Source organism: Pseudomonas sp. TE24901 (genome assembly GCF_054058375.1).
The window spans coordinates 335389-347407 of record NZ_JBSSAF010000004.1; the positions used below are offsets into that span (position 1 = coordinate 335389).

Annotated in this window: 15 protein-coding genes; 10 read left to right on the top strand and 5 right to left on the bottom strand. The window is 57.6% G+C overall.

Features of this window, described 5'->3' with window-relative positions; all coding sequences use genetic code 11:
* Positions 1–52: 52 nt before the first annotated feature.
* Entirely contained in the window at positions 53–1426 is a 1374-nt protein-coding gene (ppnN, locus tag ACVWVP_RS10295; protein ID WP_178919862.1) for a nucleotide 5'-monophosphate nucleosidase PpnN, read from the top strand.
* On the opposite strand, the gene ACVWVP_RS10300 is transcribed toward ppnN, so the two are convergent.
* Complete coding sequence (locus tag ACVWVP_RS10300; RefSeq protein WP_178919861.1) at positions 1427–1819, bottom strand: RidA family protein; 393 nt, start codon at positions 1817–1819, stop codon at positions 1427–1429.
* A 155-nt stretch (positions 1820–1974) separates the two neighbouring features.
* Between ACVWVP_RS10300 and ACVWVP_RS10305 the strand changes: the two genes are divergently transcribed.
* From ACVWVP_RS10305 to ACVWVP_RS10315, 3 genes are all read left to right on the top strand, one after another.
* The gene (locus ACVWVP_RS10305) at positions 1975–2232 is read left to right on the top strand and encodes an AbrB/MazE/SpoVT family DNA-binding domain-containing protein (protein WP_178919860.1); all 258 of its coding nucleotides are present in this window, start codon (positions 1975–1977) and stop codon (positions 2230–2232) included.
* Positions 2229–2624, top strand: a complete 396-nt coding sequence (locus ACVWVP_RS10310; RefSeq protein WP_259173413.1) for a PIN domain-containing protein — start codon at positions 2229–2231, stop codon at positions 2622–2624. Before ACVWVP_RS10305 ends, ACVWVP_RS10310 begins: the two co-directional genes overlap by 4 nt.
* 78 nt (positions 2625–2702) lie before the next feature.
* Positions 2703–3071 (top strand): hypothetical protein, encoded by a 369-nt coding sequence (locus ACVWVP_RS10315; RefSeq protein WP_405046579.1) that lies wholly within the window; start codon positions 2703–2705, stop codon positions 3069–3071.
* A 3-nt stretch (positions 3072–3074) separates the two neighbouring features.
* Here the strand turns inward: ACVWVP_RS10315 and ACVWVP_RS10320 are convergent, their stop codons facing one another.
* Together ACVWVP_RS10320 and mqo are read right to left on the bottom strand one after the other, a co-directional pair.
* Entirely contained in the window at positions 3075–3404 is a 330-nt protein-coding gene (locus ACVWVP_RS10320; protein WP_031319816.1) for a YXWGXW repeat-containing protein, read from the bottom strand.
* A gap of 463 nt (positions 3405–3867) precedes the next feature.
* On the bottom strand, positions 3868–5514 hold the full coding sequence (gene mqo / locus ACVWVP_RS10325) for a malate dehydrogenase (quinone) (protein ID WP_457405593.1): 1647 nt from the start codon (positions 5512–5514) through the stop codon (positions 3868–3870).
* Between the two features lie 482 nt (positions 5515–5996).
* On the opposite strand from mqo, the gene ACVWVP_RS10330 reads away from it, so the two are divergent.
* Both ACVWVP_RS10330 and ACVWVP_RS10335 read left to right on the top strand, forming a co-directional pair.
* Positions 5997–7184 carry an MFS transporter gene (locus ACVWVP_RS10330; protein ID WP_176995378.1) on the top strand — a complete coding sequence of 396 codons (1188 nt, stop codon included), beginning with the start codon at positions 5997–5999 and terminating at the stop codon, positions 7182–7184.
* A gap of 68 nt (positions 7185–7252) precedes the next feature.
* Positions 7253–7891 carry a LysE family translocator gene (locus ACVWVP_RS10335; protein WP_457405596.1) on the top strand — a complete coding sequence of 213 codons (639 nt, stop codon included), beginning with the start codon at positions 7253–7255 and terminating at the stop codon, positions 7889–7891.
* Positions 7892–7959: 68 nt separating this feature from the next.
* Here the strand turns inward: ACVWVP_RS10335 and ACVWVP_RS10340 are convergent, their stop codons facing one another.
* Complete coding sequence (locus ACVWVP_RS10340; protein WP_259173416.1) at positions 7960–8184, bottom strand: hypothetical protein; 225 nt, start codon at positions 8182–8184, stop codon at positions 7960–7962.
* Between the two features lie 222 nt (positions 8185–8406).
* On the opposite strand from ACVWVP_RS10340, the gene ACVWVP_RS10345 reads away from it, so the two are divergent.
* The 4 genes from ACVWVP_RS10345 to ACVWVP_RS10360 all read left to right on the top strand — a co-directional run bounded on the left by ACVWVP_RS10345 (position 8407) and on the right by ACVWVP_RS10360 (position 10767).
* Positions 8407–8961 carry a M91 family zinc metallopeptidase gene (locus ACVWVP_RS10345; protein WP_457405598.1) on the top strand — a complete coding sequence of 185 codons (555 nt, stop codon included), beginning with the start codon at positions 8407–8409 and terminating at the stop codon, positions 8959–8961.
* A 373-nt stretch (positions 8962–9334) separates the two neighbouring features.
* Positions 9335–9550 (top strand): hypothetical protein, encoded by a 216-nt coding sequence (locus ACVWVP_RS10350; protein ID WP_457405600.1) that lies wholly within the window; start codon positions 9335–9337, stop codon positions 9548–9550.
* Between the two features lie 369 nt (positions 9551–9919).
* Complete coding sequence (locus ACVWVP_RS10355; RefSeq protein ID WP_457405603.1) at positions 9920–10129, top strand: hypothetical protein; 210 nt, start codon at positions 9920–9922, stop codon at positions 10127–10129.
* A complete protein-coding gene (locus ACVWVP_RS10360) occupies positions 10126–10767 on the top strand; it encodes a Fic family protein (protein WP_457405606.1) in 642 nt (213 codons plus the stop codon). Before ACVWVP_RS10355 ends, ACVWVP_RS10360 begins: the two co-directional genes overlap by 4 nt.
* Before the next feature lie 237 nt (positions 10768–11004).
* Here the strand turns inward: ACVWVP_RS10360 and ACVWVP_RS10365 are convergent, their stop codons facing one another.
* Complete coding sequence (locus tag ACVWVP_RS10365; RefSeq protein ID WP_457405609.1) at positions 11005–11820, bottom strand: hypothetical protein; 816 nt, start codon at positions 11818–11820, stop codon at positions 11005–11007.
* Between the last annotated feature and the right edge of the window lie 199 nt (positions 11821–12019).

Below are 12019 nucleotides of genomic sequence, written 5' to 3' on the forward strand. Positions count from 1 at the left end.
CGAGCCATCGCGTTTCAACAGGGCGCGGTGGCTGTGCTTTCAAGGAATCAGAATGCCCCAACGTCAAGTCATCAATGCCTCCGTCAGCCCCAAGGGCAGCCTCGAAACCCTGTCTCAACGTGAAGTGCAGCAACTGAGTGAAGCCGGCACCGGCAGTATCTACACCCTCTTCCGCCAGTGCGCCCTGGCCATCCTCAACACCGGCGCACATATCGATAACGCCAAGACTATTCTCGACGCCTATAAAGACTTTGAAGTGCGCATCCACCAGCAGGATCGCGGCGTGCGCCTGGAACTGCTGAACGCCCCGGCCGATGCGTTCGTCGATGGCGAAATGATCGCCAGCACCCGTGAGATGTTGTTCAGTGCACTGCGCGACATCGTCTACACCGAGAACGAACTCGACAGCCAGCGCATCGACCTGAGCAACTCCCAGGGCATCACCGACTACGTGTTCCACCTGCTGCGCAACGCCCGCACGCTACGCCCGGGTGTCGAGCCGAAGATCGTGGTGTGCTGGGGCGGGCACTCGATCAATACCGAAGAATACAAATACACCAAGAAAGTCGGGCATGAACTGGGCCTGCGCAGCCTCGACGTGTGCACCGGCTGTGGCCCTGGTGTAATGAAAGGTCCGATGAAAGGCGCGACCATTTCCCACGCCAAGCAACGCATTACCGGCGGGCGTTACCTCGGCCTGACCGAGCCTGGCATCATCGCGGCCGAAGCGCCGAACCCGATCGTCAACGAGCTGGTGATTTTGCCGGATATCGAAAAACGCCTGGAAGCCTTCGTGCGCGTCGGTCACGGCATCATCATCTTCCCAGGTGGCGCAGGCACGGCGGAAGAGTTCCTGTACCTGCTGGGCATCCTGATGCACCCGGACAACAAGGGCCTGCCGTTCCCGGTCATCCTCACCGGGCCAAAACACGCCGCGCCTTACCTGCAACAACTGCACGCATTCGTCGGCGCCACCCTGGGCGATGCGGCGCAGGCCCACTACCAGATCATCATCGACGACCCGGCCGAAGTGGCTCGCCAGATGACGGCCGGCCTCAAGGCCGTGAAGCAGTTCCGCCGCGAGCGCAACGACGCGTTCCACTTCAACTGGCTGCTGAAGATCGACGAGGGCTTCCAACGCCCGTTCGACCCGACCCACGCCAACATGGCCAGCCTGCAACTGAGCCATGCGCTGCCACCCCACGAACTGGCGGCCAACCTGCGCCGCGCCTTCTCGGGGATTGTGGCGGGCAACGTCAAGGACAAGGGCATTCGCCTGATCGAACAGCACGGCCCTTATGAAATCCACGGCGACCCGGCCATCATGAAACCGCTGGACGAACTGCTGCAGGCGTTCGTCGCCCAGCACCGCATGAAGTTGCCGGGCGGCGCGGCGTATGTGCCGTGCTATCGCGTGGTGCAGTAACTAGCGCTGCACCGCCACACATTTGATTTCCACCAGCAGGCCGGGGTGTGCGAGTTCCGACACCCCGATTGTGGTCCAGGCGCAATGCCCGCGTGGGAACAGGCGGTTTTTCACCTCACGAAAAACCGCCATGTGCTGGCTCATGTTCACGTGGTAGGTGGTCATGTCCACCACGTCATCGAAACTGCATCCCCCCTCCTCCAAAACTTGACGCAGATTCTCCCAGGCGGCGACGAATTGCGCCTCGGGATCCTCAATCACGGCCAATTGGGAGGTACGGCCGACCTGCCCGGCGCAGTAGAGCGTTTTGCCGACTTTGACAGCGGGCACGTAGCCGGCGCGTTCGACGATGGGTTGCATGGCGGTGGGAATGATGAGCTGGCGATCGGTCATATGTTGTATCTCTTTACAGTCGTTTTCAGGCGTGCCGATGGGATGAGTCGGGCTAACGTTTTACCTGTTCCCACTCACCCACACCAGAAGAGCGACCTATGGACCAACGGATCTTGTCCTTCACTATTCCTTACCCTAAGGTAAGGAGCATTGCGATGGAGATTTTTAATATGGCAACCGCCACACTGACTTCAAAAGGGCAAATCACTATTCCGGTCCAAGTGAGGACCGCCCTGGGCCTGGAAACAGGCGACCGCGTCGAGTTCGTCGAAATGGAGGACGGCAAGTTCTCGATCATCTCGGCGAGTAAAACCGTGCAAGACCTCAAGGGCCTGATCCGCAAACCCGCCAAGGCCGTCTCGGTCGAGGACATGAATCGCGCTATCGCAACGCAAGGAGCCAAAGCGGGATGATCGGCCTGGATACCAACGTGCTGGTGCGCTATGTCACCCAGGATGACCCCGTTCAATCGCCCAAGGCCTCCGAGCTGATCGAATCGCTCTCCACACTGTCGCCAGGTTTTGTCAGCCTGGTGTCGGTGGTTGAGTTGGTGTGGGTTTTACAAAGCTGCTACCAGTCGACCAAAAGTGAAGTGGTGGCGGTGCTGGAAACGCTGCTGCGCACCCGCGAGCTGACCATCGAACATGCCGAGATCATCTGGCAGGCCCTGCGACGCTTTTCAGCCAACAAGGCCGATTTTGCCGATTGTCTGATCGAGCGGTGCGCTCATTCGGCCGGCTGCAAGTACACGGCCACGTTCGACCTCAATGCCGCCAAGGCTGCTGGAATGAAACCACTGAACTGAGCCACGGCATTGCTACGCTATTCAGCCTTTGGTAAAAATCGCGTTCAACCGTGATCAAGAGACATACTCACCGTGCGCATGCTCCTTCTCGCTACCTTGAGCATGGCTTCGGCCTTTGCCAACGCCGAAGCCATCACTTGGCCCGACTTGCCGAAAACCTGCTTCGTCAGCGGGCGCTCTGCCACCAGCCAGGATGTCGACACCGGCTGTGCGGCATTCTTGATCAACGTGAAAGGCCAGGCAGCAGGCACGCCGATCAAGGTGGATATTCCGCAGTACGCCCTGCATGTGGATGAAGCCACCGGCAAAGAGACGCCGGTGATCATCATCCAGGCGGAAGAAAACGGTGACATCAAGGCCGTGGGCTACAAGGAGCTGGGCACCGATCAACTCGGTGCCGCGCTGTTGCGTGAGGTGCGATTGCTCGGTACCCAGAAGCCGATCTAGGCCTCAACGTACCCAGCCACCGCCCTGCCAGTGGTAGCCATCGTTACGTTGCACCCAGTGCGGGTGCACATAGCGATAACCCTCGCGCACGGCCTCCCAATGGCCGTGCACCGCCACATAACGCCCGCCTTCCCAGCGCCAGTAGCCACGGGACCACACGTAGCCGTAACGGGCTGCGGGCTCAACTTCGATCACCTGCACCGGTGGCGGCTGCGGCGCGACGACTTCGACATATTCACGCTGAACCGGCCCACGCTCGTGCACGACCCGTTCCTGCACACACCCGGACGCTGCGACGACGACCGCTGCCATTGCTGCATAACGTAGCAACATACAAAAACCCTCGGGCGTACTCGCCCAACAAACACACTGAAAATGCCCCCTTTGCTGCAGCCTCGCTCCTGCTCGGCTCTGGATTCTTTTTAACAGGTAGTGTCTGTCGGCGGGCTGAACGGCAGATGCCTCCCCCCGGATGCTTGTAGTGAGCGGGCTTGCCCCGCGCCGCGGTGTGCCAGTTGCATCGTGGTTGGCTGATACACCGCCGCGCGGGGCAAGCCCGCTCACTACAAAGTTAGTTGCTTCTTCTTGGCTCTGGTTTTTTAACCGGTGGTGTCTATCAATAGGCTGAACGGCAGATGCCTCATGCCCTACGGATGCTATGGGCTTGCCCCGCGCCGCGGTGTGTCAGCTGCATCGTGGTTGGCTGACACACCGCCGCGGGACAAGCCCGCTCACTACAAATAAAAAGCCCGCTGACCGTTACCGGTTCAGCGGGCTTTGTTGCATCGGGCTTGGCTTACAGCGCCAGGTCAGACGCCGGCTTGCTTGGCTCTGCCGCAGGCTTGGCAGCCTCGGTGGCCTTGGGTGCAGCCAGTTGCGGGATCGCAGGCGGTGGAGTCAGTTGCAGGACGCCAGCCGTGTAGGCCCATTCCTTGGCAACTGCTTCAGGGCTGTCGTTCAGCTTGGTGCCGTAGCTCGGTACGATCTGGTGCAGCTTGGCCTGCCACTCAGGGGTCGCGACCTTGTCCTTGAAGACCTTTTGCAGCACGGTCAGCATGATCGGAGCCGCGGTGGACGCGCCTGGCGATGCACCCAACAGACCAGCGATGGTGTTGTCGGCGGAGCTGACCACTTCGGTACCGAGTTTCAGGACGCCGCCCTGCTCTTCGTCACGCTTGATGATCTGCACGCGCTGACCGGCTTGCCACAGACGCCAGTCTTCTTTCTTGGCGTTCGGGAAGTACTCTTTCAGGGCGTTGTAGCGGTCGTCATCCGACAGCATCAACTGGCCTGCCAGGTACTCGACCAGTGGGTATTCACGAATACCGACTTTGGTCATTGGCCAGATGTTGTGGGTGGTGGTGCTGGTCAGCAGGTCCAGGTACGAGCCTTCTTTCAGGAACTTGGTCGAGAAGGTCGCGAATGGGCCAAACAGGATCACGCGCTTGCCATCCAGCACGCGGGTGTCCAGGTGCGGAACCGACATCGGTGGCGCGCCAACCGAAGCTTTACCGTAGGCCTTGGCCAGGTGCTGCTCGGCGATGGCTGGGTTATCGGTGACCAGGAACGAGCCGCCTACCGGGAAGCCAGCGTATTCACGAGCTTCAGGGATGCCGGATTTTTGCAGCAGGTGCAGTGCACCGCCGCCCGCGCCGATGAACACGAACTTGGCGTCGGTTTCGGTCTTGGTGCCGTCTTTCAGGTTTTTGTAGCTCACACGCCACGAACCGTCGGCGTTCTTGGTGATGTCCTGCACTTCGCTCGACAGTTTCAGGTCAAACTTCGGCGTGGTTTGCAGGTGGGCGACGAACTGGCGGGTGATCTCGCCGAAGTTCACGTCGGTGCCGATCGGGGTCCAGGTGGCCGCGATTTTCTGGTTCGGGTCACGCCCTTCCATCATCAGCGGGACCCACTTCTTGATCACAGCCGGGTCTTCGGAGTACTGCATGCCAGCGAACAGCGGGCTCGCTTGCAGGGCTTCGTAGCGCTTTTTCAGGAACTTGATGTTGTCATCGCCCCACACAAAGCTCATGTGCGGAGTGGAGTTGATGAACGAACGCGGGTTCTTCAGCACGCCCTGCTGGACCTGCCAGGACCAGAACTGACGGGAGATCTGGAACGCTTCGTTGATCTCGACCGCTTTGGGGATCTCAATGTTGCCGTTCTTGTCTTCCGGGGTGTAGTTCAGCTCAGCCAGGGCCGAGTGACCGGTACCGGCGTTGTTCCAACCGTTGGAGCTTTCTTCGGCCACGCCATCGAGGCGCTCGACCATTTCCATCGACCAGTCCGGCTGCAGCTCGTTGAGCCATACACCCAGGGTTGCACTCATGATGCCGCCGCCGATCAGCAGCACATCGACTTTCTTTGCCTCTTCCGCGTGAACGGACGTGATCCCCACCGACAAAGCCAGCCCCAGCAGGGCAGTGTTCAGTTTTTTAAACATCTGTAGCACCTATGATAAAACGCCATCCGCCCCACCGCCCCTGATCATGGGCAGCCCTCCATCACGGTGCGCCAGGCAACGCACCGCGGGGTTTGCACATTCACGAGGAGACCGCAGGGTGGGCACACAAGGCCGACGTGTCGACCTCACTTTTATGTCCCTTCTGCGCTGACTTCTTATCATTATTGGCTTCAGCTACCTGGGCGACAGCCAATCGCTGGGACGTATACGGATGTACGCACCAAGGAAAGACTAGACCAAGACGGCGCGCAGAATATCACGGCAGATGGCCTTTATGCGCCGTTTGGCCAATTGACAGCTCTAAATCGCGGGTTTTAACGCGCCAGTGTCAAGCCCGACAGGCGCGACCTGGGGTCACAGGCCTGGAACTCTCACGCAAAAGGCTGTTCTAGACACCTTCGCCGCCTGTTGCGTAGCATCGGCGGCTCTCCTTCGTGCGTTCCATCCAAATAGAGTTACCCATGACTATCCAGCAAACACCCGGGCACGTGCTGCCCGCGCGCAGCGCCGCCAAAATGGAAGCTGCCATGGCCGTGGGCGCCTTTGCGATCGGCACCGGCGAGTTCGCCATCATGGGCTTGATGCCCGATATCGCGCAGAACCTGGGCTTGAGCGAACCGCAAGTCGGCCACGCCATCAGCGCCTACGCGCTGGGGGTGATGGTCGGCGCGCCGCTGCTGGCCATCCTCGGCGCCAAGTTGCTGCGCAAACATATGCTGCTGTTGCTGATGGGGCTGTATGCCCTGGGCAACCTGGCCACGGCATTTACCCCGACCTTCGGCTCACTGGTGGCCTTCCGCTTCATCAGCGGCCTGCCCCACGGCGCCTATTTCGGGATTGCTGCGGTGGTGGCCTCGAGCATGGTGCCCAACGACAAACGCGCTGGCGCCGTCGCCCGCGTGATGATGGGCCTGACCCTGGCCATGCTGCTCGGCAACCCCATCGCCACCTTCCTCGGCCAACACCTGGGCTGGCGCTCGGCGTTCGCGCTGGTCAGCGTGATTGCCCTGTGCACCATTGCGCTGGTCTGGCAGTTCGTGCCACACCGTCACGACGAACAACGCAGCGACCCGCGCAAGGAGCTGCGCGCTTTCACCAAACCCCAGGTGTGGATGGCGCTGTCCATCGGCGCGATCGGGTTTGCCGGGATGTTCTGCGTGTTCAGCTACCTGGCGCCGACCATGCTTGAAGTGACCAAAGTCTCGCCGCAGTGGATTCCCTTCGGCCTCGCCGCGTTTGGCGTGGGCGGCATCATCGGTAACATCGCCGGCGGCAAGCTGTTTGATCGCCTGCAATTTCGCGCGGTGGGCTGGATCATGGTGTGGTCGATGGCCGTGCTGATTTTCTTCACCTTCGCCGCCAGCTCGCTGTGGAGCGTGCTGCTGGGCATCGGCCTGGTCGGCACCATGATCGCCATGGCGGCGCCGTTGCAAATCCGCTTGATGGACATCGCCCATGAAGCGCCAAGCTTGGCGGCAGCGTCCAACCATGCGGCGTTCAACCTGGCGAACGCGCTGGGGCCGTGGCTGGGCGGGATGGCGATTACGGCGGGGTATGGATGGACGAGCACGGGTTACATTGGTGCGGTGACTGCGCTGATCGGGCTCGGCCTCTACCTGATCGCAAGGCGCATGAAAGGCGGGCACTGAACGGAATAAACGCGGGCCCTGAATTGTTATGTTGATTCGAACAACCCCAACATAAAACGAAGGGCCCCATGGACATCACTCTCCCCTTGCTAAGCATCCTCGGCGCCATTGCCATCGGCGCCGCCAGCCCCGGCCCCAGCTTCGTCTTCGTCACCCGCACCGCCATCGCCCTTTCGCGGCGCGACGCACTCGCAGCGGCGATGGGCATGGGCGTCGGCGGCGTGGTGTACGGCGGGCTCGGCCTGTTCGGCCTGCAAACGCTGCTGGCCAAAGTGGAATGGCTGTACGTGATTTTGAAAATACTCGGCGGCGCCTACCTGATCTGGCTGGCCGTACAGCTGTGGCGCTCGGCAAAAAGCCCGATCGTCGTACCCACCACCGCCGATGGCAGGCCGCAAAGCGCACGCAAATCCTTCACGCTGGCGGCAGTAACGCAACTGAGCAATCCGAAAGCGGCGGTTGTGTACGGCAGTATCTTTGCGGCGTTCTTGCCAGCGCACGCCCCGGCCTGGACCTTTGCCGTGCTGCTACCGGCAATCTTTGCGATTGAGGCCGGTTGGTACACCGTCGTCGCGCTGGCGTTCTCGTCGGAACGGCCTCGCGCCGCGTACCTGCGCTCAAAACACTGGTTTGACCGCACCGCCGGCCTGGTCATGGGCGCGCTGGGCCTGCGCCTGATCCTGGGCTCAGCTCACGCCCAAGCCTAAACTGAACACCCATCCCTGTAGTGAGCGGGCTCGCCCCGCGCTGGGCTGCGCAGCAGCCCTAAGCCCTATCAATCGTCATGCATCAACCCCGCCCCATACTCCCCAAAACTGCTCCCCAATCCACTGCCGCCACCAAAATTCATCTTGGCGGCTTTGCCAGGGCTGTGGTCACCAAACGCCTGGCATCCCCCCGAAAAACAAGGGTCACTGCTACCGCCCGACGACCCCGACGAACAAGCACTCAACAGCAACGCACCAGCGACCATCACGACTTTGACGAGGTTCGAGATCATGTTTTCAGTTCCCTATGGACCGGAGGCACGGAGGTCCTCTCTTGAAGAGGATCGTAGACCTCAAAGATGCTGGGGATGATGAAACTTTACGGGGCGACAGGGCGGGTTCAGGTTATCCCTTCGTGGCGCGTCGGGACTTACCCAGCCCAAACGCCATGGAATAAAAGTCGGCGGCTGCGTGTTGTGTTCCTAGTCATTTCAAGATCATAAGGAACACAGGTGATGATCCAAAACTACAGCGCCTTCCCCAACATCACCCTGGAGTCAGCCAGCCTTGAATTCATGAACAACCTGATCACCGCGCTGCAAAGGATCGAGTCGAGAAACACCGGGCGCGACCTGCTCAAGGAAATCAATGAGCTTTGCGGCCCCAGCACCGGTAAAACCATCAAGATCATTGCTATCGCCAGCGATTACTCGACGACGCCGAACACTTGCGCCTCCGTCGGCAATGCAACCGACGCCTTGAAAAAGTGGATTTTCAAAGGGCCCGGCACCAGTGTCGAAGTGACATGGAACCCCTACTCCAGCCTCGCACTGGACGCCCAAGGCGTTCCCACCGGGATGAGCTATGAAGACAGCTCGACGAGCTTCATTGGCCTGGCCCACGAACTGGTACACGCCTATCGCATTCTGCGCGGCACTTACCTGGGGGGCAGCAACATCAAGGAAGAAACCCGCGCGACGGGTATTGGTGATTCGGCGAGCAAGAAATTCAGTGAAAATAGCATTCGCGCTGAACACAGCTTGCCGCGACGGACTGCTTATTCGAGGTGAATGGCTATCGGGGGCTGCCTCCAATGTTCACGCAACTCTCAACACGGTGAAAAACGCAGCTAATGCCTCTGCCACACCCAAGAGGCATCCCTGATAAACTGCGCGCCATTCGCCTCGTTGACTCAGATTGCCCATGTCTCTACAAATTGCGCCACTCTCTCGGCGCTTTAGCGTTGCACCCATGATGGATTGGAACTGCTAATTCTACAGGCCTTGTAATACAAGCCTTGTAGCGCACCATAGAAATCTCTGTACCACTTTCGTACCACCACTACTCTCGAGCAGTGACGCCCCCCCCCCTTTTTCCGCTGCTTTAGCAATCCCGAAAACTGCTACTGCTATGCTTGATAACTTTCAAAACGGATCACCGACTATGGCAAGCGAGTATTCACTGACGGACGTGCTGGAACGGTTTTATCAAAATCAACTTGCCCTGGAAGCGGCGGTGATGGAGCTAACTCTTTGGGCTGAGCAGCAAAACGCTTTAGAGCTGGGTGAGAACGTTCGGGGAGCCCTTCACACTATTGGGGAAAACTCGGGTCACATCAAACAAGGCCTAGCGCGATTGAGGGGCGCGAATCTGACCTAACTGGACGTTCTAGGCACATAGAGGATGGTGGGCACACGAGGAGCAGAAATGCGTATAGGAAACCAGCCTCAAGCCTACTCATTAGCTGGCTGTAAAGGCTGTGCCTGAATGGTCGAAAAGGGCCTAGCGTAGCCGCTTGTCGTTTCCCAAAGCGTGTGCAGATTCAACGGGACGCCTTAAACAGACAGAGGAAAAATGTGAGAACAGTCTACAATCAGCAGCACATGGAGTTCGACCCCACCCGTCGGCGCTAGGAACCAAGAGCGTTAATTTCCTTGCGATCTTCATGAGCGGGACCGATAAATAAAGAGGACACTTGGCCCGCGCCGATGTCAAATGCATAGATTAAACAGCGCAAAGGAGGTCACCGTGGCGAAGAATTTCCTGGATCTGGATACCAGCCCAGATCTGTTGCTTGCACTCAAAGGGGCCGCGCAGCATAAGCAATCGGCTGAGGAAGTATTGGAACAGCGTGTATCGTTCGTCTACGGGTCTGTGGGCTCTAAGAACGGCGTCACTCGTGAGCAGGTTCGCAAGCTGATCCTTGAGCAGGAAGGGATACCAGGGGCGAAACGTTGATTCTGTTCGAGCTGTGTGGAGGCACTGAGCAACACCCTGTTTATCAGGAGCTTGAAGTCTCCAATGGCAATCGACAGTACGATTTCTTGAAGTCCATTGTGGGCGCTGCATTGGCTACGCAGCGCCCTTTTTTGTCGACTCACATCATCAAGGCATTGAACTTTCATGCGATCACTTGCCTGCATACAAATGCTGGCGAATACCGCCCGTGCCAAGTCTACGTCGGCCAACATACGCCCCCCGACCACTACCGGGTCGAGGCGCTCATGGATGACCTCGTCAATATGGTCAATAGAAACTGGGAGCAAACCGACCCAGTGGCGCTGTCGGCATACGTGCTTTGGCGGCTGAACCACATTCACCCGTTCATCAACGGTAACGGTCGAACAGCTAGGGCCGCCTGCTATTTCGTACTGTGTGTGAAATCCGGTAGCTGGCTACCAGGAACTACGATCCTTCCCGAGCTGATTTGTCGCGACCGAGATGAATACGTCGTTGCTCTCCAGCGTGTAGACGCGTCCTTAGCCCTAGGTTCGCCTGACCTAAGCCCACTGCATCAGCTGCTGTCCAAACTCATCACCGAGCAACTCAGCACACAACAGCCCCCTGCTGAAAACCCTCAGGATGAACCTCAATAATCCCTTCGCCGTCTCAGGCCAAAATCACCTTGAGGATTCTGCAAAAGCCAGTTTTGGGTTGATCTCTTTCAGTAAGGCGAAAATAAAAAATGTCGTTGGTGATGCATTGGAGGTCTTAAAGCTATAGGTATGAGACAAGAGACAATACAGTAATACTCCCAAGTATTAGCATCACCCCTGTAACAGCACTATTCCTACATGTTAAACCCTCAACGCGTTTCCACCGCAAAAAAGTAGCTACTTCACAACAGACCACTTAATTTCCCGAAGCTTTAGAATCTCTTCAGTTACGGACGCAACATAATCCATGGATATTTTAGTACGCGTACTAGCTAAAGCTGACTTAAATTTTGACTCTTTGTTCATAACACCTGGAACAAGCGACTCTACAAGCTTATCAAACTCTTCCTCTTCCTTTGAGTAGGGCCCTAACGGCGCCAAAATTGAAGGGTCCTTGGCTGCCCGCTCCGGAAGAGTGTCGATATCTATTAACGCTTTTTTTTGCATTTCCGACAATTTACTACAAATCGACTCAACGGCATTTTTGAGAATTAAATAGTCGTCAGCAGTAAGAATAGATACAGCTCCTCGAGCTTCGAATTCTTCTTGCAAGCACTGGGCAGCGTCAACCTTTAATAAATGTTTACCTAACTCCCCGCCTTCCGACTTATCTGGCGAGCTTGGTGGTGTCATCAAACCTGAGCAATATGGAGACACTGAAATTATCCCCTTAATTAAATCCTTCCTATTTCGATCGTAAATCTCAGCTTTGACCTTTTCAAATGAGGCAGTCGCAATCTCTAGCTTACTGTTCATCACACTTAGCTCAGCCTCGCGCCGAGCGATACTTTCCTCTAGAGCTGCGGTTTTATATAACGGAATAACGGTATAATAAAGAGCTCCAATAGTTAGCGCAAAAAGCCCAAACTGAGAAATATGACTTAGTCGTGACAGCCAAATATCCAGATTATTTTTATAGTCGCCTCGACTCATGTTTCTCTTGGCCTCATTTGGCCTATTCTGGGTAAGCCTTTTTCTTCGTAGACGCTGCATGAATTACACTCCAAAAGCAGGATAGAACGCTCCGTGCTTCGCCATGTTACCCGAGCGAGAGTTTGAACCGGCCGCTGTCACGTCGAAATGATTACGAAAAAGGGGACAGATTTATTTAGCAGCCCTACCGGGGCCTGCCGAACCAACACAGCGACCAGCGATTTAAGATGCCGACTAGACGTAATCATTGAGGCTGCTA